This is a genomic window from Telluria beijingensis, from assembly GCF_030770395.1.
Taxonomy (GTDB): Bacteria; Pseudomonadota; Gammaproteobacteria; order Burkholderiales; family Burkholderiaceae_D; genus Telluria; species Telluria beijingensis.
This window is the reverse complement of sequence record NZ_CP132480.1, coordinates 4,446,112-4,472,633: the sequence shown is the minus strand read 5'-3', so window position 1 is coordinate 4,472,633 and position 26,522 is coordinate 4,446,112. Positions and strand designations below refer to the sequence as shown.

Sequence of the window (26,522 nt, the reverse complement as noted above, 5' to 3'; positions counted from 1 at the left end):
GTTTCGGGCTGTCCGTATGCTGATCCGGCAAACACAATAAAAAAGGAAGACGGACATGAATCACGGCAGGCGATCCCTGCTCGGCATGCTCATGCTGGGCGCGATGGAACCGCTGTTCGCGGCGATGCCGCCGGCGTCCGGCGGCGCCGCGGCCCCCACGCTCGACGCCGAACTGGCTGCCATCGTGGACGATCCGGCTTTCCCGCTGGCCAGCCTGTCGGTGCTGGCCGTGCGCGCGGGCCGGCCGGTGTACGAAGGCGCGTTCGGCCGCCGCACGATCGCCCCCGACCGCCCGGCCACGCCCGATACCCTGTACCGCATCGCCTCGATCTCCAAGCTGGTGACCACGCTCGGCCTGATGCGCCTGGTGGAAAGCGGCAAGCTCGATCTCGAGGCCGACGTCTCCGGCTACCTCGGCTTCAGCCTGCGCAATCCGTATTTCCCGGCGCAGCCGATCACGCTGCGCCACCTGCTGCTGCATACCTCGTCGCTGCGCGACGACGGCGGCTACTTCTGGCCGGCCACGACGGCATTGAAGGACGTGCGGCCGGCCTGGTCGAACCACGCCGGCCCCGACGGCGGCTATTACAGCTACTGTAACCTGGGCTTCGGCCTGATCGGCACGGTCATGGAGCGCGTCACGGGCGAACGCTTCGACCGCCAGATGGCGCGCCTGCTGTTGCAGCCGCTCGGCCTGCAGGCCGGCTACAACCCGTCCGAACTGCCGCGCGCGGCGCAGGACCGGCTGGCCACCATCTACCGCAAGCGCGCGGTGGACAGCGAAGAGTGGCGCCCGGATGGGCCGTGGATCGCCCAGGTCGACGCTCCCGGCATCCAGCCGCCGCCCGGCCTGGCCGGCTACATCCCCGGCACCAACGCCACGCCGTTCAGCCCCACCGGCGGCCTGCGCATCTCGGCGCGCGGTCTCGGCGTCATCATGCGCATGCTGATGGCGGGCGGCGTCCACGAGGGCCAGCGCCTGCTGCGGCAAGATACGATCGAGCGGATGTTCGCGCGCCACTGGGCCTACGATGGTGTAGGCGGCAACGGCAACCCGCTGGGCAGCATCCTCAGCCCGCGCGGGTTCGGCAACGCCCATTATCCCGACCGTCCCGGCATGTGGCTCACGCCCGGCTTCGACGCGGTCGGCCACCTGGGCGACGCCTACGGCCTGCGCTCGATCTTCGCCATGGATCGCAGCAATGGCAACGGCATCGTGGTGCTGGCCGGCGGCAGCGCGCGCGATCCAGGCGCGAATCCGGGCCGCGACTCGTCCCTGGCGCGCTATGAGGAACGCGTGCTGGCCCTCGTCCACCGGCGCGCCATCCTCGGCCAACCTGCCTGAACGGCCCCGCAAATGCGTGCATATCTGCCGGTTATGACTGTTCGTCCACCATTCATTGGCGGCCTGTCGGTACAGCCTCTAAGCTCCATTCCCCTATCTGAACAAACGAGTCTGGCATGCAGCACATCATCGTGATCGGCGGCGGCGTCGTCGGCCTGGCCTCGGCCTGGTGGCTGGTGGAAGCCGGCTATGGCGTGACCCTGCTGGAACGCGCGCCGGAAGTCGGCAGCGGCGCCAGCTACGGCAACGGCGGCCAGCTCAGCTACCGCTACGTGTCGCCGCTGGCCGACGAGGGCATCCCGCTCAAGGCCGTCAAATGGCTGTTCCAGGCCGATGGTCCGCTGCGCTTCAAGCCAGAGGCCGACCTGCGCCAATACCGCTGGCTGGCCAGCTTCCTGGCCCACTGCCGGGCCGACGTCAACCGCCGCACCACGGCCAAGCTGCTCGAACTGGGCGAACTGTCGCGCCGCTCGATGCAGCAGCTCGAACCCGTGGTGCCGCCCGAATCCTTCCACTGGCGCGATGCCGGCAAGCTGGTGGTCTACCGCTCGCGCGAGGTGTTCGAGGCGGCCGCCCGGAAACCCGGCGCCGGCCAGGTCTGGTCGCCCGAGGAATGCGGCGCGCGCGAACCGGCGCTGGCGGCCAGCCAGCACCTGCTGGCCGGCGGCATCTACAACGCCGGCGAGGCGGTGGCCGACTGCCACGCCTTCTGCATGGCGCTGGCCGAACGCCTGCGCGCGCATCCGCGCTTTCGCGGCTTCGTGCATGGCGAGGCGCGCGGGCTGTACGCCGAGCGTGGCCGCGTCCGCGGCGTCGAGACCGCCGACGGCCTGCTCACGGCGGACGCCTACGTGCTGGCGGCCGGCATCCAGAGCCGCGACCTGGCCGACACGATCGGCATCCACCTGCCCCTGTACCCGCTCAAGGGCTACAGCCTGTCCGCCCCGATCCGCCAGGACGACGTGGCGCCCGAGATCAGCGTCACCGACTTCGAGCGCAAGGTGCTGTATGCGCGCATCGGCGACCGGCTGCGGGTGGCGGCGATGGTCGACATGGTGGGCGAAGACCTGCGCCACGATCCGAAGCGGGTCGAGGGCCTGACGCGCCAGGTGCGCGAGACCATGCCGCGCGCGGCGGATTATTCGCAGGTATCGGTGTGGGCGGGATTGCGGCCGGCGACACCCAGCAGCGCGCCGATCGTCGGGGCTACGCAATATGACAATCTGTGGCTGAATGTCGGGCATGGGCCGCTGGGGTTTACCTTCGCCTGCGGGACGGCGGCGCTGCTGGCCGACCTGGTGCAGGGGAAGGCGCCGCCGTTCGGGCTGGATGGGTTGACGCTGCGTCACTGATCCGTCGTTAACACATATTTAACGGGGTTGCCGGCCATGCATCCCGCATGACCGGTGTTGGCAAAATCGCGGATAATTGCCGCCATGTCCACCCGTCCCGCCTCTCCCTGCCCCTGCGGCGGCCCTGCGTTCGAGCGCTGCTGCGGCCCGTTCCTCTCCGGCGCGGCCCTACCGCCGACCGCTGAAACCCTGATGCGCTCGAGGTATACCGCGTTCACGCTCAAGGATGAGCCGTATTTAGTTGCCACCTGGCATCCCAGCACCCGCCCGCAGGAAGCCATCATCGATGACACCGAGCCCATGCGCTGGCTCGGACTCGAGATAAAAACTACTTTACGTTTACGTCAACGTAAAGCAGAATTGTCGGACGATCCAGGGCCAGACCCGAACCGTGACACTGTCGAATTCGTCGCCCGCTTCAAGGTGGGCGGCCGCGCACACCGCCTGCACGAAGTCAGCCGCTTCGTGCGCGAGCCCGGCCCCGACGGCGCACTTCGCTGGTTCTACCTGGACGGCAGTTTCCCTGACAAGAAGTGACCGCTGGAGAGGCGGACGAGACAAGAGGACGGCACATGCCCCAGATCGAGAGCAAACTGAACCCGCGCGGCGAGGACTTCAAGACCAACGCTGCCGCGATGCAGGCGGTGGTGGACGACTTGCGCGCGCGCGTCGCGCAGCTGGCGCAAGGCGGTGGCGAGGCGGCCTGCGCCAAGCATGTTGCACGCGGCAAGCTGCTGCCGCGCGAGCGCGTCGAACACCTGCTCGATCCGGGCACGCCCTTCCTCGAATTCTCCCAGCTGGCCGCCTACGAGATGTATGACGGCGCCGCGCCGAGCGCCGGCATCATCACCGGCATCGGCCGCGTCGCGGGCCAGGAATGCGTGATCGTCTGTAACGACGCCACCGTCAAGGGCGGCACCTATTACCCGATGACGGTGAAAAAACACCTGCGCGCGCAGGAGATCGCCGAACAGAACAACCTGCCCTGCATCTACCTGGTCGACTCTGGCGGCGCCAACCTGCCGAACCAGGACGACGTGTTCCCCGACCGCGACCATTTCGGCCGCATCTTCTACAACCAGGCCAACCTGTCCGCCAAGGGCATCCCGCAGATCGCAGTCGTGATGGGCTCGTGCACCGCCGGCGGCGCCTATGTGCCGGCGATGAGCGACGAATCGATCATCGTCAAGGAACAGGGCACGATCTTCCTCGGCGGCCCGCCGCTGGTGAAGGCGGCGACCGGCGAAGTGGTCAGCGCCGAAGACCTGGGCGGCGGCGACGTCCACACCCGCCTGTCGGGCGTGGCCGACCACCTGGCCCAGAACGATCCGCACGCGCTGGCGCTGGCGCGCACCATCGTGTCGAACCTGAACCGGGTCAAGCCGGTGCAGGGTGCGCTGCGCGACTCCGTCGAGCCTAAATATGCGCCGGAAGAACTGTATGGCGTGATCCCGGTCGATACCCGCAAGCCGTTCGACGTGCGCGAAGTGATCGCGCGCGTCGTGGACAACAGCGACTTCGACGAATTCAAGGCGCGCTACGGCACCACCCTGGTGTGCGGCTTCGCCCACATCTACGGCATGAAGGTCGGCATCATCGCCAACAACGGCATCCTGTTCTCGGAGTCGGCACTGAAGGGCGCCCACTTCATCGAACTGTGCTGCCAGCGCAAGATTCCACTGGTCTTCCTGCAGAACATCACCGGCTTCATGGTCGGTCGCAAGTACGAAAACGAAGGCATCGCCCGCAACGGCGCCAAGATGGTAACCGCCGTCGCCACCGCCTCGGTGCCGAAGTTCACCGTCATCATCGGCGGCTCTTTTGGCGCCGGCAACTACGGCATGTGCGGCCGCGCCTTCTCTCCGCGCTTCCTGTGGATGTGGCCAAATGCGCGCATCTCGGTGATGGGCGGAGATCAAGCAGCATCGGTCCTGGCCACGGTCAAGCGCGACGGCATCGAAGCCAAGGGCGGCCAGTGGTCGCCCGAAGAAGAAGCCGCGTTCAAGCAGCCGATCAAGGACCAGTACGAGCACCAGGGCCACCCTTATTACGCCAGTGCGCGCCTGTGGGACGATGGCGTGATCGATCCGCGCGACACGCGCATGGTGCTGGGCCTGGGCCTGTCCGCCGCCATGAACAAGCCGATCGAGGACACGAAGTTCGGCGTGTTCCGCATGTAAGGGAAATCAGGAATGGATTATCAAACCCTCACCATCGCGATCGCCGACAAGGTGGCCACCGTCACCCTCGACCGCCCCGAGCTGCGCAACGCCTTCAACGAACACACGATCGCCGAACTGGCGCTGGCCTTCGACGAGTTGGGCCGCAACGAGATGGTGCGCGCCATCGTCCTGGCGGCGAACGGGCCGGCCTTCTGCGCCGGCGCCGACCTGAACTGGATGAAGAAGATGGCCGGCTACTCGCATGAAGAAAACCATGACGACGCGCTGCGCCTGGCCGACATGCTGCGCACGATCTACCTGTGCCCGAAGCCCACGGTGGCCAAGGTGCAGGGCGATTGCTACGCCGGCGGCATGGGCCTGGTGGCGGCCTGCGACATCGTGGTAGCCGTCGATACCGCCGGATTCTGCCTGTCCGAAGTGAAGCTCGGCCTGATTCCGGCTACCATCTCGCCTTATGTGATCAAGGCCATAGGCGAGCAGGCCGCGCGCCGTTACTTTATGACCGCCGAGCGCTTCGATGCGCTGGAAGCGCGCCGCATCGGCTTCGCGCACGAGGTCGTGGCCGCGGATGCGCTGGACGCCACGACCGCCGGCATCGCCAAGGCCCTGGTCAACAACAGCCCGAACGCCGTCAAGGAAGCCAAGACGCTGGTGCGCGAGATCGTCGGCCAGCCGGTCGACGATGCGCTGCTGGGGGACACCGCGGGCCGCATCGCCGCCATCCGCGCCTCGCTGGAAGGACGCGAAGGCGTGGCCTCCTTCCTCGAAAAACGCAAGCCGACCTGGCTGAACTCATAGAAATTGGAACCCTGAAGTGACTCAATCGACCTCCTCCGAGTGGATCGCGCGCAGCCTGCGCAGCGTATGGCATCCCTGCACCCAGATGCAGCACCACGAGGAGGTGCCGCTGATCGCGGTCAGCCATGGCCAGGGTCCGTGGCTGGTTGACTACGACGGCAAGCGCTACCTGGACGGCATCAGCTCGTGGTGGGTGAACATGTTCGGCCATGCGAACCCGCGCATCAACGCGGCGCTGAAGGACCAGCTGGACAAGCTCGAACACGCGATGCTGGCCGGTTTCACGCACGCGCCGGTGGTCGAACTGGCCGAGCGCCTGTCGAAGCTGACCGGTCACGCGCTGGGCCATGCCACCTTCGCGTCGGATGGCGCATCGGCGGTCGAGATCGCGATGAAGATGAGTTTCCACTATTGGCGCAACGCCGGCTTCCCGGCCAAGCAGGAATTCGTGTGCCTGCAGGGCAGCTACCACGGCGAGACGCTCGGCGCGCTCGGCGTCACCGATGTGCCGCTGTTCAAGGACGCCTATGGCCCGCTGCTGCGCGCCTCGCATGTGGTCATCGCGCCGGACGCGCGCAACGCGGCCGAGGGTGAAACCGCCCAGGACGTGGCGCGCCGCGCGATCCTGGAAGTGAAGGAATTGTTCGAGCAGCGTGGCGAGAAAATCGCCGCCATCATCGTGGAGCCGCTGGTGCAGTGCGCGACCGGCATGGCGATGTACGACCCGCTCTACCTCAAGCTTCTACGCGACCTGTGCGACCAGCACCACGTGCACCTGATCGCCGACGAGATCGCGGTCGGCTGCGGGCGCACCGGCACCTTCTTCGCCTGCGAGCAGGCTGGCATCTGGCCTGACTTTCTGTGCCTGTCGAAAGGCATCAGCGGCGGCTACCTGCCGCTGTCGCTGGTGCTCACCCGCGACGACATCTACCAGGCCTTCTACAGCGAAGACATCACGCGCGGCTTCCTGCACTCGCATTCCTACACCGGCAACCCGCTGGCCTGCCGCGCGGCACTGGCCACGCTCGACATCTTCGAAGAAGACGATGTATTGAACCGCAACCGCGAGCTGGCGACGAAGATGACGATCGCACTCGCCCCGCTGGCCGAGCACGAGCGCGCGCGCCACTTCCGCCAGCGCGGCATGATCTTCGCGTTCGACGCCATCGAACCGGACAAGGACCGCGCCTCGACCTTCTCGCGCCGTTTCTTCAGCACCGCGGTCGAGAACGAACTGCTGCTGCGTCCGATCGGCCGCACCGTCTACCTGATGCCGCCGTACGTGCTGGACGAAGAAGACGTCGCCAGCCTGGCCGCGCGCACCCTCAAGACCTTCGAGTCGGTGATCGCGGCCTGACATGAACCTGATCGCCGACATCGACCGCAAACTGGCGACGCTCGCCGCCCACAGCCTGGTGCGCCGTCGCCGCGTGACCGACGGCGCCTGCGCGCCGCGCCAGGTCGTGGACGGCCGCGAACTGCTCGCCTTCTGCAGCAACGACTACCTCGGCCTGGCGGCCCACCCGCAGGTGATCGAGGCGCTGCGCGAAGGCGCCGCCATGTATGGCGCCGGCAGCGGCGCCTCGCACCTGGTCTCCGGCCACGGCCGCGCCCACCACCTGCTGGAAGAACACCTGGCCGAGTGGATGGCGCCGCACCTGGAACAGGCGCGCGCGCTCACGCTGTGCACCGGCTACATGGCCAACCTGGCGATCCTGACCGCCCTGGGCCAGGATGCCGACGCGATGATCTTTTCCGAGGCGCTGAACCACGCCTCGCTGATCGACGGCGCCCGCCTGGCGAAGGCCGGCGTCACCGTCTACCCACATGGCGATGTCGACGCGCTCGAGGCACAACTGCGGGCCAGCGGCGCCGCCACGAAAATCGTCGTCACCGACAGCGTGTTCAGCATGGACGGCAACCTGGCGCCGCTGCCGCAACTGCTGGCCGTCTGCGAACGCCACGGCGCCTGGCTGGTGGTCGACGATGCCCACGGCTTCGGCGTGCTGGGCGCGAACGGCCGCGGCGCGCTCGAGCATTTCGGCCTGCGCTCGCCCAATCTCGTCTATATGGGCACGCTCGGCAAGGCGGCCGGCGTCGGCGGCGCCTTCATCGCGGCGCATGCCAGCGTGATCGAATTGATGATCCAGCGCGCCCGCCCCTACATCTACACCACGGCCTGTGCGCCGGCGCTCGCACACGCCCTGCTCGCCAGCCTTGATATCATTGGCGGCGCTGAGGGCGCACAACGACGCGCCCACCTGGCGGGCCTGGTCGGGCAGTTGCGCGAATCGCTGGATTTCCAACGTTGGAAACTGGCGACATCGCGCACCGCGATCCAGCCCGTCATCATCGGCAGCAACGACGATGCGCTGCGCGCCTCCGCCGCCCTGCATGAACAGGGCCTGTGGGTGCCGGCGATCCGCCCGCCGACCGTGGCGCCGGGCACCGCGCGCCTGCGCGTGACCCTGTCGGCCGCCCATGGCGTCGACGACGTCGCGCAACTGGCGCAGGCGCTCAACAGACTGGAAAAGGCCGCACCATGAAAAACCTGAACGAGACCGACGACCCGATCGCCGCGCCGCCACCCGTGCTGCCGCAGGCCGAGCTCGACGAGCCGGCGCTGGAGCCGGAACTCGAGGCACGCGCCATCGACAACCTGCCGTCGCGCTTCGCCTGCTTCGTCACCGGCACCGACACCGAGATCGGCAAGACGCTGGTGTCGAGCGCCATCCTGTACAAGCTGGCGGCAAGCGGCGTGCGCGCCTGCGGCATGAAGCCGGTGGCCGCCGGCGCCGAGCTGCGCGACGGACAACTGCACAACGACGACGCCGACATGCTCATTGCGGCAGGCAACGTGCACCTGCCCGCGTCGATCACCACGCCGTACATGCTGCGCGAGCCGGCGGCGCCACACATCGCCGCCGCGCTGGAAAACGTCACCATCGAATCGGCGCCGATCATCGCCGCCTTCGCCGAGATCCAGGCGGCGTCCGATGCGGTCGTGGTCGAGGGCGTGGGCGGCTTCCGTGTACCATTCAACGATAGCTTCGACAGCGCCGACCTGGCCGCACAACTTAACCTGCCGGTGATCCTGGTGGTCGGCATGCGCCTGGGCTGCATCAGCCACGCCCTGCTCACGGTCGAAGCGATCGTGGCGCGCGGCCTGGTGCTGGCCGGCTGGGTCGCCAACACGGCCGATCCCGATATGCGCTTTGAACAAGAAAATATAGACGCGCTGGCACAGCGCATCCCGGCGCCATTGCTGGGCCGCGTGCCGCGCCTGCCCACACCGACGGCCGCCGCGGCGGCCGAATTCATCGATCTCGCTGGACTGCCGGGATGGCCGTCCACGCGAGGCAAGTCCTGAAGGAACCCCTATGTCCGATATGAACACCATCGCCCTGCACCGCCCAGCGGCCGCCATCAAGCCCGCGGAGAATGCGACCTGGCCGCTGGCCGACGTGCTCGCGCTGTTCGAGCTGCCGTTCCCCGAACTGATGCACCGCGCCTCGAGCCTGCACCGCGAGCACTTCCCGGACGGCGACGTCGAACTGGCGACCCTGCTGTCGATCAAGACCGGCGGCTGCGAGGAAGACTGCGGCTACTGCCCGCAGGCGGCGCGCTACGACACCGGCGTCGAAGCCAAGAAGATCCTCGACATCGACACCGTGCTGGATGCGGCGCGCGCGGCCAAGGCCAGCGGCGCGACCCGCTTCTGCATGGGCGCGGCCTGGCGCAGCCCGAAAGAGCGCGACATGGAAAAAGTCGAGACCATGGTGCGCGAAGTGAAGGCGCTGGGCATGGAGACGTGCGCCACGCTGGGCATGCTCGAAGCCGGCCAGGCCGAGCAGCTGAAAAAGGCAGGCCTCGATTACTACAACCACAATATCGATACCGCGCCGGATTTCTATAACAACGTCATCTCGACCCGCGAATACCAGGATCGCCTGGACACGCTGGGCCGCGTGCGCCAGGCGGGCCTGAAGGTCTGCTGCGGCGGCATCGTCGGCATGGGCGAGACGCGCGAGCAGCGCGCCGGCCTGATCGCCCAGCTGGCGAACCTGAATCCGTATCCGGAATCGGTGCCGGTCAACCACCTGGTGCAGGTGGCAGGCACGCCGCTGCACGGCATGGACAAGCTGGACCCGATCGAATTCGTGCGCACCATCGCGGTGGCGCGCATCACCATGCCGCTGGCGCGCGTGCGCCTGTCGGCGGGCCGCCGCGAACTGGGCGAAGCGGTGCAGGCGATGTGCTTCATGGCCGGCGCCAACTCGATCTTCTACGGCGACAAGCTGCTCACCACCGACAATCCGGAAGCCGACGACGACCGCGTACTGCTGGCCAAGCTGGGCCTCAAGACGCGCGCCGCCACGCTGGAGTCGGTGCAGAAGGAAGCCTGCGGCTGCTGATACACCACCACGTTGTTCCCGCGGAGGCGGGAACGCAAGTCGGTTGCGTCGCCACTCGTTTCAAACGTAGTTGCTGCGCCAGCAAACTTGGGTTCCCGCCTTCGCGGGAACGACGGTGGGTCGGACGGTAACAATGTGGCTGGAGAGACACGGCCACACATACGAAATCCCGAACAACCATAAGCGAAAGATAAAGCGCATGTTCACCAAGATCCTCATCGCCAACCGTGGCGAAATCGCCTGCCGTGTTGCCGCCACCGCGCGCCGCATGGGTATCCGTACCGTCGCCGTGTACTCGGAAGCCGACGCCGGCGCCATGCATGTCGCGGTATGCGATGAGGCAGTCCTGATCGGCCCCGCGGCCGCCAAGGACAGCTACCTGCGCGGTGCGAAGATCATCGAGGTGGCCAAGGCCACCGGCGCCCAGGCGATCCACCCCGGCTACGGCTTCCTGTCCGAGAACGCGGAGTTCGCGGATGCGGTGCAGGCCGCGGGCCTGGTGTTCATCGGCCCGCCGGCATCGTCGATGCGCGCGATGGGATCGAAGTCGGCCGCCAAGCAGCTGATGGAAGGCGCCAACGTGCCGCTGGTGCCGGGCTACCACGGCGACGAACAGGATCCGGCGTTCTTGCGCCAGCAGGCCGACCGCATCGGCTATCCGGTGCTGCTCAAGGCCAGCGCCGGCGGCGGCGGCAAGGGCATGCGCGTGGTCGAGCGTTCGGAAGATTTCGAGGCCGCGCTGGCCTCGTGCAAGCGCGAAGCGATCAGCAGCTTCGGCGACGACAAGGTGCTGGTCGAGAAATACCTGATCCGTCCACGCCACATCGAGATCCAGGTATTCGCCGACAGCCTCGGCAACTGCGTCTACCTGCACGAGCGCGACTGCTCTGTGCAGCGCCGCCACCAGAAAGTGCTGGAAGAAGCGCCGGCCCCGGGCATGCCGGAGGACCGCCGCGCCGCCATGGGCGAAGCGGCAGTGAACGCCGCGCGCGCGGTCGGCTACGTCGGCGCCGGCACGGTGGAATTCATCGCCAACCAGGATGGCTCGTTCTACTTCATGGAGATGAACACCCGCCTGCAGGTCGAGCATCCGGTGACCGAGATGATCACCGGCACCGACCTGGTCGAATGGCAGTTGCGCGTCGCCTTTGGCGAGCCGCTGCCGAAGAAACAGCATGAACTCGCCATCCACGGCCACGCCATCGAGGCGCGCGTGTATGCCGAGAATCCCGAGAAGGGTTTCCTGCCGTCGATCGGCACCTTGCGCCATATGGACGTGCCGCGGGCGGTGGCGTTCGAGCTCGGCGCGGATGGGATGAATCCGGCCGCGGTGCGTGTCGACTCGGGCGTACGCGAGGGCGACGCCATCTCGCCATTCTACGATCCAATGATCGCCAAGCTGATCGTCTGGGGCGCCGATCGCACCCAGGCGCTGGCGCGCATGGCGCAGGCGCTGAGCGAGTTCCGCATCGTCGGCCTGGCCACCAATATCGCCTTCCTGAAACGCCTGGTCGAGGGCGAGGCGTTCTCGACGGCCGACCTGGATACGGGCCTGATCGAGCGCAACCACGATGCCCTGTTCCCGGCGCCGGCGCCGGCCCCGCTCGGTGCACTGGCCCTGGCCGCGCTCGCGCTGAGCGATAGCGAAACCGTGCACGGCGCCGCCAACGACGCCGATCCATGGAGCCAGGCCCATGGCTGGCGCATGAATGGCGACTACCGCCGCACCCTGTCCTTCGCCGACGAGTACGGCGACTACCGGATCGGCCTGACCTACCGCAACCAGGGCTGGGAGATCGATCTGGACAGCCAGCGCCAGCGCGTCGAGCTGGTATCGCAAGACGGCGCCGAGCTCGCCCTGCGCCTGGGCGAGACCGCCCTGCACGGCTGCGTGCGCCGCGACGGCGACGCCTTCCACGTATTTACGGGCGGCCGTCATCACACCCTGACGTACAATGACCCGATGGCACATGCCGGCGAGACTGAGGCTGCTGGCGGCCGCCTGACGGCGCCGATGCCGGGCAAGGTGGTCGCGGTGCTGGCCCAGTCCGGCAAGGATGTGAAGAAGGGCGAGCCGCTGGTGATCATGGAAGCGATGAAGATGGAACACACGATCGCCGCGCCGAGCGATGGCCTGGTGGAAGAAGTGCTGTATCAGGTCGGCGACCAGGTGGCGGATGGCGCGCCGCTGCTGGCCTTCAAGGCGGCATAAGAAACCATAACAACCACCCTGACAAACCGAGGGGGAGACATGCGCATTGTCCTGTACCGGGGCGATGGCGTCATCGAGCCGTGGGAGCGCGAGCTCTCGGCCGTGATGCCAGGCGTCGAGACGGTCACCTGGAGGGAGGGCCAGCAGCTGGCCCCCTGCGATTACGCGGTATTGTGGAACCCGGCGCCCGGCCTGCTGGCGCAGCTGAACGAGGTCAAGGCGATCTTTCTGATGGGCGCCGGCGTCGACGCCGTGCTCAAGTTCGGCGACGCGCTGCCGCGCGTGCCACTGGTGCGCCTGGGCGACGCCGGCATGGGCGTGCAGATGGCCGAGTACGTGGCGCACGCCGTGCTGCGCTATTTTCGGCGCTTCGACGAATACGAACAGCAGGCGCGCCACGGCGCCTGGAATCCGCTGCCCCAGCATCCGAAAGAGTCGTTCAGCATCGGCGTCATGGGCCTGGGCCGCCTGGGCATGCCGGTGGTCGAGGCGATGCGCCACTTCGGCTTTCCGGTGCGCGGCTGGAGCCGCAGCCCGAAGGACATCCCTGGCGTGCCGACCTATGCCGGCATGGAGGGGCTGGATGACTTCCTGCACGGCACGCGGGTGCTGGTATGCCTGCTGCCGCTCACCGCGGACACGACCAACCTGCTCGACCGCCACCGGCTGGGCAGGCTGGCGCCCGGCGCCTACCTGATCAACGTCTCGCGCGGCGCCATCCTGGCCGAGCCCGACCTGATGACCCTGATCCGCTCCGGCCACATCGCCGGCGCCACGCTCGACGTGTTCCGCCACGAGCCGCTGCCGGCCCCGCATCCGTTCTGGAATGAGTCACGGATCAATCTTACCCCGCATATTTCGGCGCTCACCATGCGCCAGGACGCCGTGCGCCAGATCGCCGACAAGGTGAACGCGCTGGAGAACGGCCAACCGGTCGCCGACCTGGTCGACCGCCAACTTGGATACTGACATGACCCAACCCGCCCTGCCCGCGAAAGTGAAGATCGTCGAAGTCGGCCCGCGCGACGGCCTGCAGAACGAGAAGGAAGCGCTGAGCGCCGACGTCAAGGTCGAACTGGTCGAGCGCCTGGCGCGCGCCGGCTTCGTCAACGTCGAGGCGGCCGCCTTCGTCTCGCCCAAGTGGGTGCCGCAGATGGCCACCAGCGCCGAGGTGCTGGCGCGCATCGAGCGCCGTCCCGGCACCATCTATTCGGCGCTGGTGCCGAATATGCAGGGCTTCGAGGTCGCCCTTGCCGGCGGCGCCGACGAAGTGGTCGTGTTCGGCGCGGCCTCGGAAGCCTTCTCGCAAAAGAACATCAACTGCTCGATCGCCCAGTCGATCGTGCGCTTCGAACCGGTGGCGCGCGCGGCGAAGGAACACGGCCTGCGCCTGCGCGGCTCGATCAGCACGGCCTTCGGCTGCCCCTACCAGGGCGACGTGCCGCTGGAGGCCGTCGGCGACGTCGTGGCGCGCATGCGCGACCTGGGCTGCGACGAGATCGACATCGCCGACACCATCGGCATCTCGACCGCGCGCAAGACCCAGGCCGTGATGCTGCGCGCGGCGCAGGAATTCCCGATCGGCCAGCTCGCTGGCCACTTCCACGACACCTATGGCCAGGCGCTGGCCAACATCTATGCGGCGATGGAGGTCGGCGTGGCGATCTTCCACTCCTCGGTGGCCGGCCTGGGGGGCTGCCCGTATGCGAAGGGCGCGACCGGCAACGTGGCGACCGAGGACGTGCTGTACCTGATGCAGGGCCTGGGCATCGAGACCGGCGTCGATCTCGACCAGGTGGTCGATGCCGGGCTGTTCATCTCGCAGCAGCTGGGCCGCAAGAGCATCAGCCGCGCCGGCAATGCGATTGCCGCCAAGCGCACCGGATAATTCCGTGACACGTAGGGTGGACGGCTCCGCCGTCCACGCGGTGATGGTTATCCTCACCCCATCGCGACGAAAACCGAACCCACAACGAAAAAAGCCGACAACTCACGTTGTCGGCTTTTTTCTTAATGCTGGTCGGAGTACAAGGATTCGAACCTTGGACCCCCTGGTCCCAAACCAGGTGCGCTACCGGGCTGCGCTACACTCCGAAGAAGCGAGATCATATCGGTTTCGCGTGACCTGGTCAAGTTTTCGTTGCAAAATAGCGATTTGGCAGTTTTCTGAAGTTAAGTTGAGGTATGTATGTCATGCATATGACGCCAAGTTACAGTGAGCCGGCCAGCCTGCGCAGCGGCAATCGCCGCATGGTGATCGGCATTGCGGTATCGATCGCGGTACACGCCCTGTTCCTGGCAGCCTATCGCGACACGAGTTTCAGGACCATGCAGATCGCGCCGGCCGAAGCCACGGTCATCTCCGTCATGATCGCGCCGCCTGCTCCGCCGCCGCCGCCGCCCGAACCGCCCGTCGCACGCACCCCACCGGCCGCGCCAATCGTACCCGTCAAACCCGTTGCCCCACGCGCGGTGCGGCCAGCGCCGTCGCAAGCTCTGATTGCGGTGCCTGACAGTTCAAGCGCCGAACCCGATCCCTTCGTCGTTCAACAGGAAGAAACACCGCAACCTGCGCCGACATTCGACATGAACGCGGCGCGCCAGGTCGCGCGCGCGAATGCCCACCTGCGCGATCCGTCGAAAGAAGGCACGGCGCTGGCGCAATTCCCGGAGCCGGCGTTGCAGACCGAATCGAAGCTGGCGCGCGGGATCAGGGAAGCCAAACGGCGCGATTGCAAGGACGGTGTGCCGGGCGGCTTGCTGGCGCCGATCTATTTGTTGATGGACAAGAAGGATTCGGGGTGCAAGTGGTGACTGAACGCGTGGAGGGCAAAGCCCTCCACCCTACGTTTCGCCCTTGATCTGCAAGGCTCGGTCATACAAGGCGTTCTTCTTGCGGCCCGTGATCTGCGCCGTCAAATTTGCTGCCTGCTTGACGCTGCACTCGCTCAACAGGATCTGCAAGATGCGCTCGGCCTCGGCATCTTCCGCGTCGGTCGCCTCGACCGCTCCCGCCACCAGCACCACGAATTCGCCGCGCTCGCGGTGCTGGTCGGCCGTAACCCAGGCCAGCGCATCCTTCAGCTCGCAGCGGTGCACTTCCTCGAACATCTTGCTCAGCTCGCGGGCGAACACCACTTGCCGGGTCGGCTCGAACGCCGCCGCCAGCGCCTGCACGCACTCCACGATGCGGTGCGGCGCCTCGTAGAACACCAGGGTCGAGCTTTCGCGTACCAAAGTCGCCAGCGCCGCCTCGCGACCCTTGGCCTTGGCCGGCAAAAAGCCGACAAAGTGAAAACGGTCGTTGACCAGGCCGCTGGCCGACAGGGCCGCGATCGCGGCCGACGGGCCGGGCAGAGGCACCACGTTCAGGCCGGCCGACCGCACAGCGTCGACGATGCGCGCGCCGGGGTCGGACACGCCCGGCGTGCCGGCGTCGGACACCAACGCCACGCGCTGCCCGGCGCGCAGGCGCTCGACGATTTTCTCGGCCACTTCGCGCTCGTTGTGCTGGTGCGCGGCGATGGTCGGCTGGCTCAAGCCGAAGCGCTGCAGCAGCGCGCCGGTCTTGCGCGTGTCTTCGCAGGCGACCACGTCGGCGAGCGCCAGCAGGTGCAGAGCACGCAGGGTGATGTCGGTGACGTTGCCGATCGGAGTAGCCACGACGTACAGCGTTGCGGTAGGATAGGACTGCTGGGCCGCCTCGCCCATGACGGGAAGTCGGGCGATGTCGATGGTCTGCTGATCTGTCATAAAGGGTTCCGATGCTGAAGAAAAAAAATCTACCGGGCTTGCTCGCGGCCGCCGTACTTACACTGTTGGCGGGTTGCGGCAGCACGCCGCTCCCGCCCGATACCGGTTGCGGCATGCCAGGCGGAGTGTGCGCTCCCGCGACGCCGGTGACAAATGCACCGCCGCCGGCGCCAGCTTACACGCCGCCGCCGCGTCCCGAAAGTGGCGTGCAGACCAATCCGGTCGAACTGCCGCCGAGCGCCGATGGCAGCCCTCGCGCTGCCGCGCCGTCGGCGGCGCCGTACAGCGGCCCGGCGGTGCGCGTGGCGCTGCTGCTGCCGCTCGATTCGCCCGCCCTGGCCCAGCCGGCCGAGGCGCTGCGCGCCGGCTTCATGGCGGCCCATGAACAGCAGCGCGACGGCGTCACCGTCAACCTGGTGCCGACCGGCGACTCGGCGCAGGCCACGCTCGACGCCTACCGCGGCGCCGCCGAACAGAACGATATCGTGGTCGGCCCGCTGGCGCGTTCCGCCGTGGCCGCCCTGGCCACCAGCGGCACGGTCAACAAGCCGACGATCGCCCTGAATCACCCGCAAGTCAATTCTCCGCTGCCGCGCCAGATGCTCGTCATCGGCCTGTCGCTCGAAGACGAGGCGCGCCAGGTAGCCGAGTGGGCCGCCAGCGAGCAGCCTGTCGGCCAGGCCCTGGTGCTCACCGGCCGCGCCGCCTGGCAGCAACGCCTGTCGGGCGCCTTCAGCCAGCGCTGGGCCGAGCTCGGCCGCAGCCAGGCGACCGTCGAACTGCCGGCCGAAGGCGGCTACGTCGACGGCAATGCGCTGGCCGAACTGCGCGCGCGGCTCTCCGCCGAACCGCCGCAGCTGGTCTACGCCGCGCTCGACGCCAACGGCCTGCGCCAGGTGCGCAGCGCGCTGGGCACCTCGCTGCCGACCTATGGCACCGCCTCGGTCAACCCGGGCCGCGATCCGGCCAGCGTGCCGGCCGAACTGGTCGGCGTGCGCATCCTCGACCTGCCCTGGACCGTGCAGCCCGACCATCCGGCCGTCGCCGGCTATCCGCGCTGGAGCAGCGGCAGCGAAGCGCTCGACCTGCAGCGCCTGTACGCGCTCGGCATCGACGCCTTCCGCATCGCGCGCGAACTGGCGCAACGCCCGACCGGATCGTTCGAGCTCGAAGGCGCCACCGGCCGCCTGTCGGTAAACATGGGACAAGGAGAGCGTGCCTTCCGCCGCGTCGAGACCGGGGTCGTGGTCAACGACACCCGTCCGACCGAAGAAATCCTTACCGACGACGCCGGCGGCGCCAGCCTGCCGCAGCCGCGCCGCGTGTTCGAACCGGTCGCCACCGGTCTATGAGATGTGGCCCGCGCGCCTGTCCCGACGGCAGGCCCAGGGCCAGCAATGGGAAGACGCTGCCCTCGTCTACCTCAAGCGCCAGAAACTGAGCCCGGTCGAGCAGAATTTCCGCTGCAAGGGCGGCGAGATCGACCTGATCATGCGCGATGGCGCAACCCTGGTGTTCGTCGAGGTGCGCCAGCGCGCCGACCGCGGGCACGGCGGCGCGGCCGCCAGCATCACTCCTGCCAAGATACGCCGCCTGGTCTGCGCGGCCCAAGTCTATCTGTTGCGTTTTCCCATCACTCCGCCCTGCCGCTTCGACCTGGTCGCCATCGATGGCGAGCACATCGATTGGTTGCGGAACATCATTGAAGTGTAAGCAATTTTTACTGCGCTTGCTCAGGTGGGATTGCCACTGCACTATAATTCCCGGCTATGAATACTCAACGCATCCTCGCTCACTTCCAGGAGAGCGCCGACCTGAAGATGAAGTCGGCCGCCACCCTGGCTCCCTCCATTTCGGCGGCGGTCGAACTCATGTTCGGCGCCCTTTCCAACGGCAACAAGATCCTGGCCTGCGGCAACGGCGGCTCGGCCGCCGACTGCCAGCACTTCGCGGCCGAGCTGGTCGGCCGTTTCGAGCGCGAGCGCTTCCCGCTCCCGGCGATCGCCCTGACCACCGACACCTCGATCCTGACCGCGGTCGGCAACGACTACAGCTTCAAGGAGATCTTCTCGAAGCAGGTACAGGCCTTCGGCCAGGCAGGCGACATCCTGCTGGCGATTTCGACCTCGGGCAATTCGGCCAATGTGCTGGCCGCGGTCGAGGCGGCCCTGGAACGCGAGATGCGCATCGTGGCCTTTACCGGCAAGGACGGCGGCCAGCTGGGCAAGCTGCTGACCGACGCCGACGTGCACATCAACGTCCCGCATGCACGCACCGCGCGCATCCAGGAAGTCCACCTGTGCGCCATTCACTGCATCTGCGACGGCATCGACGTCGCGCTGTTCGGAGGAGACGAGAATGCGTAATACGCGCCGGCCGCTGGCCGTGCTGTTGACCAAGGTCGTGATGGGCACCGCCCTGGCGGCATCGCTGTCGGGCTGCTTCGGCCTGATCGTCGGCGCCGGCGTGGCCGGCGCCGTCTCGACCGTCGACCGCCGCACCCTGGGCGCCCAGACCGAAGACAAATCGATCACGGTCAAGGCCGAGCTCGAAATGCGCAAAGTCACCGGCGATGCGGGCAACGTCAACGTCACCAGCTTCAACCGCCGCGTGCTGCTGACCGGCGAAGTGCGCGACGAAGCGATGAAGCAGGCGGCCGAGCGCGAAGTGCGCGCGATCGCGAACGTGGTATCGGTCATCAACGAGCTGCAGGTTTCCGGCTCGTCGAGCTATACCTCGCGCTCGAACGACGCCCTGATCACCACCAAGGTCAAGGCCAGCCTGGTCGACATGAAGACCGTGTCGGCGATCTCGTTCAAGGTCACCACCGAACGCGGCGTGGTCTACCTGATGGGCATGGTCACGCCGCGCGAAGGCAATATCGCCGCCGACGTCGCCAAGGGCGTCTCGGGCGTGACCCGCGTGGTGAAGATCTTCGAATACATCAACGAAGAAGATCCGCGCGTACGGCAGAACAGCCCTGCGCAGGTTTCGCTGAACTAATCCCGGGGTCTTCCGAACCTCCCAGGGCGGCAGGACTATAATGGTCCTGCCGCTTTTTTTTATCGACCGCCCATGACCGCTTCCACCTCTTCCCGTTCCTGGTTCAAGCCCGCCGCCATCGGCGCCGTGGTGCTGGCGCTGGCCGGCATCGGCTACGCCTCGTTCAGCAGCACCACGCAAGCGCCCGACGTCACCTTCATCAGCATCGCCGGCGAAAAGATCTCCACCGAGTCCTTGCGCGGCAAGGTGGTGATGGTGAATTTCTGGGCCACGTCGTGCGTCACCTGCGTCAAGGAGATGCCGGAGATGGTCGCGACCTACAACAAGTACAAGGACCGCGGCCTGGAGTTCGTGGCGGTCGCGATGCAGTACGACCGGCCCGACTACGTGTTGAACTTCACCGAGCAGCGCCAGTTGCCGTTCAAGGTGGCGCTGGATTCGGCGGGCGACATCGCACGCCAGTTCGGCGACGTCACCCTGACCCCGACCACCTTCCTGATCGACAAGCAGGGCCGCATACTCAAGACTTATGTGGGCGAGCCGGACTTCGCGGCTGTCCACAAGCTGATCGAGAAGGAACTGGCGGGCTGACGCCTTACGCCTTCGGGTAGAGGACCATCTGGGTGCAGCGGAACAGGGCGATCGTCTTGCCGCTGGCCTGGTCGATGACGGTCGCATCCCAGATCTGCGTGGTGCGGCCCAGGTGGGCGGCGGTCGCCACGCAAGAAATCACGCCCTCGCGCGCGGTGCCCAGGTGGTTCGACTTCAGCTCGATGGTGGTGAAGCTGTGCGCGCCTTCGGGCAGGTTGCTGACGCAGCCATAGCCGGCGCAGGTATCGGCCAGCGTGACCACGCTGCCGGCGTGCAGGTAGCCGTTGGGCGCCAGCAGGTGCGGCTCGACCTTCATCTCGGCGGCCAGCCGGCCCGGAGCGACTTCGGTCACGCGGATGCCGAGGTGGCCCGGCAGGAAAGAGGCGCCGAACTGGTTGAAGGATTCCGGGGTGTGCTTGGTATTCACGTGCGTCTCGATGTTGTTGTAAAAACCGGCATCGTACACCGTGAACGCCCCGCTGTTTCGAGGAGGGCGTCTATTCCGGCGATGTCAGCGCCGCCGGCCGCCCTGCTTTCCTCCCTGCTTTCCTCCCTGGCCCTGGCGTTTGCGCGCCGCCGAATTCTGCTGCTGCAGCATCGCATCGACCCGCTCCGCCGCTTCGCGCGCCAGCGCTGAGGCCAGCTCGATGCTGGGGAAGTATTCCGGCTCGCGGTAGCCCAGCCAGGCGTAGGCCGAATACACGCGGCAGGTATCCTCGACCTCTTGCAGGTTCATGTAGAACAGGTGCTGCGGATTCGGATGCGGCTGCAGCTTGACCACCTTCTTCTTGGCCAGCGACAGCGCCCAGTGTTCCCAGGAGCTTTGCAGCATCGGCACGCGGCTCGAGATCGGCACCAGCGACAGCATGAATTTTTCCGCCACCGACAGCGGCAAGGTATCGAGCCATTCGGCGCGCTCGTTCTGTTCCTCGGTGATGCGCGGATAGAAGAAGCCGTCCGGCACGTCGATATTGTGCACGAAGCGTTTCAGCAGCTTGACCAGCGAGGTCTCGCCGGTCACCGCCGAAATACGGTGCAGCTGTTCGAGCGACGGCGCGACCGCGAAACCGGTGGCGGCCACCGGCGGAATCTTTTCCTTCATCAGCGCGCGCATCACCTGGTGGGTGTCGTCGTCGTAGCCGGCGACGAAGCCTTCCTCGTGCACGCCATAGCGCCCTGCCCGGCCCGCGATCTGCTTGGCCAGCGCCGCCGGGATCTCTTCCTCTCCAACCCCGTTGTACTTGACGGTGGTGGTCATCACGATGCGCGCGATCGGCATGTTCAGGCCCATCGCCAGCGCATCGGTGCCGACCACGATGTCGGCCTGCCCTTCGCGGAAGCGCTCGGCCTGGGCCCGGCGCACCTCGGGCGACAGGTTACCGTACACGGTGGCCACCGAGAGGCCCTTCTCGGTGATCATGTCGCGCCACATCAGGACCTCGCGCCGCGAGAAGCAGATCACGGCGTCGCCGCGGCGCAGGTTGGACAGCTTGCGCACGGCGGACGGCTCCATCGCCAGTGGCCCCATGCGCTTGAGCACGTGGACTTCGAGCGGCACCTCGAGGCGCTCGGCCAGCGCCTCGATCGCACGCCGCGCTTCCGGCGCGCCGACCAGGTAGACGACCTTCGCCGGCGCGCCGACCACGGCGGTGGTCCAGGCGGCGCCGCGGTCGCGGTCGGCCAGCATCTGGATTTCGTCGATCACGGCGACGTCGACCGGCGTCCTGGTGTCGAGCATCTCGACCGTGCTGGCGACGTGGGTCGCGCCTTCTTCCAGGCGCCGTTCCTCGCCCGTGATCAGGCTGACCTTGATGGCGTCACCATGCGCGCCATGCGGCCGCGCCGCCTGCAGGCGTTCATAATTTTCCAGCGCCAGCAGGCGCAGCGGAGCGAGATACACGCCGCTGCCGGCCTTGGCCAGCGCTTCCATCGCGCGATGGGTCTTGCCCGAGTTGGTCGGCCCCAGCAAGGCGATGAACTTGCGCTGCATGCGGCTGGCGACCTCGAACGACTGCGGGTATTCGGCCAGGTTGATGCTTTCCTTGGTGCGCGCCGCGTGACGCTCTTCTTCTTCGCGCTCGGCCGCGTGGGTCAGGCGCTGCGAGATGCGCTGGAACACGTACTCGGCCGGCTCGGAAGTTTCCAGCTCGTCCAGCACGTCGAGAAACGTCATCGGGTCCCAGCCGAATTCGTCGGCATCCTCGGCGATGTCGCGCACGAATTCCGCGGTCTCGGCATGCAGGCGCTGCAGGTCTTGCTCGTTGGTGCGCTCCTCGATCAGTTCGCGCCGCGCCAGCAAGTCCATCTTGCGCCACTTGCTCGGCTTGGCCAGCACGCCACGTCCCGGCACCAGGCGGTAGGGCACGCGCAGGCCTTCGTACTGGACTTCGCCCGAGAAGCGCAGGAAGACCCGGCCTTCCATCTTGACCAGTTCGATGCCGCGCGCGGCCAGGCCGAGTTCGCGTTCGAGGAAGGCGTCGTCGGGTTCGGTATTGTCAGCTGGAAGAGAAACTGGGTGATCGCTCATGGCTAAAAGCTGGATAGTCGGTTGACCTTACTATATCGCGCCGGCGTCAAAGGCCTCGTCCAGATGCCATCAACCGCTGGCGCAAAAACGTCGTCCCCGCGAAGGCGGGGACCCAAGTTTCACGCGTATCGATAACGCGAGCAATACTTGGATCCCCGCCTTCGCGGGGACGACGTGCGTACTGAAACTTTACTGATGTGAGCGAGGTGCTTAAGCCGCCACGCCCGCGTTATGCGCCTGCTGGTCAGCGTGATACGACGAGCGCACCATCGCGCCCACGGCCGCGTGCACGAAGCCCATTTCGTACGCTTTCTCTTCGAACATCTTGAAGACGTCCGGGTGCACGTAACGGCGCACCGGCAGGTGCGAGTTGGTCGGCGCCAGGTACTGGCCGATGGTCAGCATGTCGATATCGTGCTCGCGCATGTCGCGCATCACTTGCAGGATCTCTTCGTCGGTCTCGCCCAGGCCGACCATCAGGCCCGACTTGGTAACCGCGTTCGGGTACATCTTCTTGAAGTCGCGCAGCAGCACCAGCGAGTGGGTGTAGTCGGCGCCCGGACGCGCTTCCTTGTACAGGCGCGGCACGGTTTCCAGGTTGTGGTTCATGACGTCAGGCAGGCCGTCGGCGAAGATGTTCAGCGCCTTCTCGAGGCGGCCGCGGAAGTCGGGCACCAGCACTTCGATCTTGGTGTTCGGCGACAGCGCGCGGGTCTTCTGGATGCACTCGACGAAATGGCCGGCGCCGCCATCGCGCAGGTCATCGCGGTCGACCGAGGTGATCACGACGTAGGACAGGCGCAGGTCGGCGATGGTCTTGGCCAGGTTGCCCGGCTCGTTGACGTCCAGCGGGTCAGGGCGGCCGTGGCCGACGTCGCAGAACGGGCAGCGGCGGGTACACTTGTCGCCCATGATCATGAAGGTCGCGGTGCCCTTGCCGAAGCATTCGCCGATGTTCGGGCAGCTGGCTTCCTCGCACACCGTCACCAGGTTGTTGGCGCGCAGGATGTCCTTGATCTCGTAGAAGCGCGACGAGGCGGTGGCGGCCTTGACGCGGATCCAGTCCGGCTTTTTCAGGCGCTCGACGTCCGCGATCGGCACGATCTTGATCGGGATGCGCGACGTCTTGCTGGCGCCTTTCTGCTTTTCGCTGGCGTTGTAGGCGGATGCGGAGGCGATGCCGGTATCGATTTCGGAAGTCATTTGGCTCGTTGCCCCAAAAGGGCGTCAGTTGATGTTGTTCAGGGCTGGCTCGGCGTTGCTGGCGCCGATCTGCTGCCCGAGATGCTCGGTCAAGGCCCTGGCCAGCGCCTGCTGGACGTCGGCCAGCGGCGCCTCGACGCCCATGGTGCGCATGTCGACCGTGGCCAGTCCCGAATACCCGCACGGGTTAATCCAGGAAAACGGGGCCAGGTCCATGCCCACGTTCAGCGACACGCCGTGGTAGGTGCAGCCATTGCCGCGCACCTTGAGGCCCAGCGCGGCGATCTTGGCGCCCTTGCGCGGGCCGCCGGCGATATAGATGCCGGGTGCGCCGGCGATACGCTCGCCGGCCAGATTATACGCCCCTAAGACATCGATCACCGCCTGTTCGATTTTTTCCACAAACTGGCGCGCGTACAGCTTGCCGCCTGGCTTGTTGCGGCGCAAGTCCATCAGCAGGTAGATCACCACCTGGCCCGGGCCGTGGTAAGTGACCTCGCCGCCGCGGTCAGTCTGGACCACCGGCACGCCATGCGGCGCCAGCACGTGGCCGGGATCGGCGCCCAGGCCCAGCGTGAACACGGGCGGATGCTCGACGATCCACAATTCGTCGCGCGTCTCGGGCGTGCGCGCATCGGTAAAGGCGCGCATCGCGGCGAACGTGGGTTCATAGTCGGCGCGGCCGAGTTCACGGACGAGCGGCGTGGCGGGACGGGTCGATGACATGGGGTAAGAACGGGGCCTCGGGCCGGCGGTTGACAGCCCCGTCATTATAAGCCAGCGCGGTGGGACGTGCCCGCCGAACAGGCAGGCACACGGCTTGACTGGATGACAACAGCGCTTACAGCACCATCTTGACCATCGGATGAGTCGACAAGGTGCGATACACCTCGTCCAGCATCTCGCGGCTGGTGGCAGTGACGGTGACGGTCAGGCCGGTGTAGTTGCCCTGGGCCGAAGGACGGGTTTCCAGCTTGCCTTCATGGAAACTCGGGTCCAGCTGGGTGACCAGCGCGATGATGGTGGGAGCGAAATCGATGTGGGTCGCGCCCATCACCTTGATCGGGAACTCGCTCGGGTATTCGATGAGTGATTCTTTCGGGTCCATGACTAATCCTGTGTAAAAGCGCATTGTAGCCAATGCCGGGGTTTTCCTCAGCGTTCCTGGATTTGCCGGCCACGCGCATCGGTATGGGCGCGCTGGTCTGCGCCGCCGCGCGGCTGGAAGGCCGGCGCCGATGGCTGCGGACGCGGCGGCGGCGGCGCGACCATTTGCGGCGGTGCGGCCGGGCGTGGCTCGGGTCGCGCGATCGGCCGCGGTTCGGGACGCGGTTCGGGCCTCGATTCAGGCCTCGATTCGGGCCTGAACTCGGGACGCGGCATCGGCCGCGGCTCGGGACGGTTGAAAGCCGGCTCCGGATTGGCCGTCATGATCGGTCGTTGAAGCTGCTGCTGCTGGACACGTTCGGCCCGTTCGCGCATGCGATCGCGCTGTTCACGCTGTTCACGATCGGCCCGGTCGCGCTGGAAACCCATGCGATCGGCCTGCAGGCGATTGTCCAGGTCGCGCTGCATGCGCTCGCGTTCGTCCTGCTGGCGCGCCACGCGCTCCTGGTGCTGCGCGCGTTCGCGCGCCAGGCGTTCATTGCTCTCGCGCTGGCCCGCCATCGGATCGCGCTGCTCGAAACGGTCCTGCGTCACGCGCCCGGTCTCCAGGCGCTGGCGTACTTCGCGCCGGTCGAGCACATCGCGCCGGTCGCTATTAAATCCTGCGCGCGTCACCAGTGGCGGCGGCGGAGCGCTGCCCGGTCCGCGCGGCACCGCCAGCGACGCCCGGTCCGGACGCGGCGCACGCGGCACCACTACCGGCCCGCGGCCGCCGAAATGCTCGCGCGGCACTACCGTCAGGCCGTGATGGGGCCGCTGCTGGGCCGCGCGGCGGGTGGCGTGGCGCCAGTCGTTCAGGCGCCGCAGGCGCTCGTCGGACAGGCGGTAGCCGGGCACGTAGCGGTCGTAGGGGCTGAGCGGATACCAGCCATGCGCATGCAGGTTATGCGCGCCGAAGCCGACGCTCCAGCTGCCACCGCCGACCCAGCCGACCAGCGCCGGCGACCACACCGGCCGCCGCTCGAGGCGGCCCGGGGCCCAGGCCCATCGATTGCGCACCTGCACCCAGCGGCCGTAGTGGAAGGGTGCGTAGCCCCATGGGGCGTTGTCGACCCAGGTCCAGCCCCAGGGCGCGATATAGCTCCACTGGCCGTCGCGGTAGGGCGTCCAGTCGGCCGCCACTGTGGTCGGCGTCCACAGGCTGCCGTAGTCGGAATTGGTGCTCCAGCTGCCGTAGCGGTCGAGCTCTTCGTAGCCGGTCATCTCGGTGCCGATGTGGCGCTGCGACTGCTCGGCCACCAGGGTCTGGTCGCGGGTGAGCGACCAGTCATCGAATTCGTCGCGTTGGGCCTGCAGGGTGCGCACGTCGTCGTCGCGCACTTCGGCGCTGCGGCCAGCGCGCACGGTGAGGCTGGCGCCGGCACCGTCGACCTGGGCTTCGCCATCGAGCACGCTCACCAGGCTGGTGTCGGGCAGGCGGTCGGCGTCCACCCGCAGGCGGCCCGGCTGCGTCAGGCGCACTGTCGCCTGGGCCGTGCGCAGTTCGAATTCGGGCACTACCTCGCTGTTCATGACGCGGATGCTGGCGCTGCCGAAGTGCAGACGCAGGCGCAGGCTGTCGTCGTCCAGTTCGGTGAACTCGAGCGAGCTGTCGCCGTCCAGGCGGATCGAAGTAGAACCGATCCGGATCTCGGCGCGCGCGCCGGGCGCGGTCGTGACCAGGTTGCTGGTGGTGACTGGCCAGTTGACGAGGGCAGCGTTGCTTTCGGAGCCAATGGCGCCGCCGATCTCGACCTTGCCCTGGACCAGCGAGACACGACCGACCCGGCCCGGCGGCTCGGTTTCCATGACCCCTGCGGCATGCATCTGCTCGGGCGGATCGGTCTGCAGCACGGTCTGCGCCGACGCGCAGGTGGAAATCGCAGCCAGCGCGAGCAGGGCAGCGGTATGAACGAGGCGGTGGGTCATGGCATGGCTCCAGGATGGAACGCGGACGGGATGAAGGACGGAACGAGGCAACCTCATTACAACGC

Annotated in this window: 25 protein-coding genes and 1 tRNA gene; 18 read left to right on the top strand and 8 right to left on the bottom strand. The window is 67.1% G+C overall.

Going from position 1 to position 26,522, the window contains the following annotated elements; all coding sequences use genetic code 11:
• The first annotated feature begins 55 nt into the window (after positions 1-55).
• From Q9246_RS19780 to Q9246_RS19725, 12 genes are all read left to right on the top strand, one after another.
• Positions 56-1,345, top strand: coding sequence for a serine hydrolase domain-containing protein (locus Q9246_RS19780; protein WP_306392412.1), 1,290 nt, complete (start codon positions 56-58; stop codon positions 1,343-1,345).
• A gap of 116 nt (positions 1,346-1,461) precedes the next feature.
• Complete coding sequence (locus tag Q9246_RS19775; RefSeq protein WP_306392411.1) at positions 1,462-2,697, top strand: D-amino acid dehydrogenase; 1,236 nt, start codon at positions 1,462-1,464, stop codon at positions 2,695-2,697.
• A gap of 84 nt (positions 2,698-2,781) precedes the next feature.
• On the top strand, positions 2,782-3,234 hold the full coding sequence (locus Q9246_RS19770) for a YchJ family protein (protein WP_306392410.1): 453 nt from the start codon (positions 2,782-2,784) through the stop codon (positions 3,232-3,234).
• A gap of 35 nt (positions 3,235-3,269) precedes the next feature.
• Positions 3,270-4,877: a carboxyl transferase domain-containing protein gene (locus tag Q9246_RS19765; protein ID WP_306392409.1), complete on the top strand. Its 1,608-nt coding sequence runs from the start codon at positions 3,270-3,272 to the stop codon at positions 4,875-4,877.
• Positions 4,878-4,889: 12 nt separating this feature from the next.
• On the top strand, positions 4,890-5,678 hold the full coding sequence (locus Q9246_RS19760; protein ID WP_306392408.1) for an enoyl-CoA hydratase/isomerase family protein: 789 nt from the start codon (positions 4,890-4,892) through the stop codon (positions 5,676-5,678).
• Between the two features lie 16 nt (positions 5,679-5,694).
• On the top strand, positions 5,695-7,035 hold the full coding sequence (gene bioA / locus Q9246_RS19755; RefSeq protein ID WP_306392407.1) for an adenosylmethionine--8-amino-7-oxononanoate transaminase: 1,341 nt from the start codon (positions 5,695-5,697) through the stop codon (positions 7,033-7,035).
• Position 7,036: 1 nt separating this feature from the next.
• Positions 7,037-8,224, top strand: a complete 1,188-nt coding sequence (bioF, locus tag Q9246_RS19750) for an 8-amino-7-oxononanoate synthase (RefSeq protein WP_306392406.1) — start codon at positions 7,037-7,039, stop codon at positions 8,222-8,224.
• Positions 8,221-9,048 carry a dethiobiotin synthase gene (gene bioD, locus Q9246_RS19745; protein WP_306392405.1) on the top strand — a complete coding sequence of 276 codons (828 nt, stop codon included), beginning with the start codon at positions 8,221-8,223 and terminating at the stop codon, positions 9,046-9,048. The genes bioF and bioD overlap by 4 nt, the downstream gene beginning before the upstream one ends.
• A gap of 19 nt (positions 9,049-9,067) precedes the next feature.
• Complete coding sequence (gene bioB, locus Q9246_RS19740) at positions 9,068-10,093, top strand: biotin synthase BioB (RefSeq protein ID WP_306398231.1); 1,026 nt, start codon at positions 9,068-9,070, stop codon at positions 10,091-10,093.
• Between the two features lie 199 nt (positions 10,094-10,292).
• Entirely contained in the window at positions 10,293-12,305 is a 2,013-nt protein-coding gene (locus Q9246_RS19735) for an acetyl/propionyl/methylcrotonyl-CoA carboxylase subunit alpha (RefSeq protein ID WP_306392404.1), read from the top strand.
• A 39-nt stretch (positions 12,306-12,344) separates the two neighbouring features.
• Positions 12,345-13,274 carry a 2-hydroxyacid dehydrogenase gene (locus Q9246_RS19730; RefSeq protein ID WP_306392403.1) on the top strand — a complete coding sequence of 310 codons (930 nt, stop codon included), beginning with the start codon at positions 12,345-12,347 and terminating at the stop codon, positions 13,272-13,274.
• A 1-nt stretch (position 13,275) separates the two neighbouring features.
• Positions 13,276-14,193 (top strand): hydroxymethylglutaryl-CoA lyase, encoded by a 918-nt coding sequence (locus Q9246_RS19725; RefSeq protein WP_306392402.1) that lies wholly within the window; start codon positions 13,276-13,278, stop codon positions 14,191-14,193.
• Positions 14,194-14,322: 129 nt separating this feature from the next.
• Here the strand turns inward: Q9246_RS19725 and Q9246_RS19720 are convergent.
• A tRNA-Pro gene (locus Q9246_RS19720) sits at positions 14,323-14,399 on the bottom strand.
• 105 nt (positions 14,400-14,504) lie between these two features.
• Between Q9246_RS19720 and Q9246_RS19715 the strand changes: the two genes are divergently transcribed.
• The gene (locus Q9246_RS19715; RefSeq protein WP_306392401.1) at positions 14,505-15,119 is read left to right on the top strand and encodes a hypothetical protein; all 615 of its coding nucleotides are present in this window, start codon (positions 14,505-14,507) and stop codon (positions 15,117-15,119) included.
• Between the two features lie 30 nt (positions 15,120-15,149).
• Here Q9246_RS19715 and rsmI read toward each other — a convergent pair whose 3' ends face one another.
• A complete protein-coding gene (gene rsmI, locus Q9246_RS19710) occupies positions 15,150-16,058 on the bottom strand; it encodes a 16S rRNA (cytidine(1402)-2'-O)-methyltransferase (protein ID WP_306392400.1) in 909 nt (302 codons plus the stop codon).
• Between the two features lie 146 nt (positions 16,059-16,204).
• Between rsmI and Q9246_RS19705 the strand changes: the two genes are divergently transcribed.
• The 5 genes from Q9246_RS19705 (at position 16,205) to Q9246_RS19685 (ending at position 19,652) form a co-directional block, all read left to right on the top strand.
• On the top strand, positions 16,205-17,410 hold the full coding sequence (locus Q9246_RS19705) for a penicillin-binding protein activator (RefSeq protein WP_306392399.1): 1,206 nt from the start codon (positions 16,205-16,207) through the stop codon (positions 17,408-17,410).
• A gap of 1 nt (position 17,411) precedes the next feature.
• Positions 17,412-17,771 (top strand): YraN family protein, encoded by a 360-nt coding sequence (locus Q9246_RS19700; protein ID WP_306392398.1) that lies wholly within the window; start codon positions 17,412-17,414, stop codon positions 17,769-17,771.
• Between the two features lie 56 nt (positions 17,772-17,827).
• Entirely contained in the window at positions 17,828-18,424 is a 597-nt protein-coding gene (locus tag Q9246_RS19695) for a phosphoheptose isomerase (protein ID WP_306392397.1), read from the top strand.
• Positions 18,417-19,061, top strand: coding sequence for a BON domain-containing protein (locus Q9246_RS19690; protein ID WP_306392396.1), 645 nt, complete (start codon positions 18,417-18,419; stop codon positions 19,059-19,061). Before Q9246_RS19695 ends, Q9246_RS19690 begins: the two co-directional genes overlap by 8 nt.
• Before the next feature lie 72 nt (positions 19,062-19,133).
• Complete coding sequence (locus Q9246_RS19685; RefSeq protein ID WP_306392395.1) at positions 19,134-19,652, top strand: TlpA disulfide reductase family protein; 519 nt, start codon at positions 19,134-19,136, stop codon at positions 19,650-19,652.
• 4 nt (positions 19,653-19,656) lie between these two features.
• On the opposite strand, the gene Q9246_RS19680 is transcribed toward Q9246_RS19685, so the two are convergent.
• From Q9246_RS19680 to Q9246_RS19655, 6 genes are all read right to left on the bottom strand, one after another.
• The gene (locus Q9246_RS19680) at positions 19,657-20,079 is read right to left on the bottom strand and encodes a PaaI family thioesterase (protein WP_306392394.1); all 423 of its coding nucleotides are present in this window, start codon (positions 20,077-20,079) and stop codon (positions 19,657-19,659) included.
• A gap of 84 nt (positions 20,080-20,163) precedes the next feature.
• On the bottom strand, positions 20,164-22,179 hold the full coding sequence (locus tag Q9246_RS19675) for a helicase-related protein (protein WP_306392393.1): 2,016 nt from the start codon (positions 22,177-22,179) through the stop codon (positions 20,164-20,166).
• 210 nt (positions 22,180-22,389) lie between these two features.
• Positions 22,390-23,382, bottom strand: coding sequence for a lipoyl synthase (gene lipA, locus Q9246_RS19670; RefSeq protein WP_123068409.1), 993 nt, complete (start codon positions 23,380-23,382; stop codon positions 22,390-22,392).
• Positions 23,383-23,406: 24 nt separating this feature from the next.
• Entirely contained in the window at positions 23,407-24,108 is a 702-nt protein-coding gene (lipB, locus tag Q9246_RS19665) for a lipoyl(octanoyl) transferase LipB (protein ID WP_306392392.1), read from the bottom strand.
• A 115-nt stretch (positions 24,109-24,223) separates the two neighbouring features.
• Positions 24,224-24,490, bottom strand: a complete 267-nt coding sequence (locus tag Q9246_RS19660; RefSeq protein WP_137172706.1) for a DUF493 family protein — start codon at positions 24,488-24,490, stop codon at positions 24,224-24,226.
• 47 nt (positions 24,491-24,537) lie between these two features.
• Positions 24,538-26,457, bottom strand: coding sequence for a DUF6600 domain-containing protein (locus tag Q9246_RS19655; protein ID WP_306392391.1), 1,920 nt, complete (start codon positions 26,455-26,457; stop codon positions 24,538-24,540).
• Positions 26,458-26,522 lie beyond the last annotated feature (65 nt).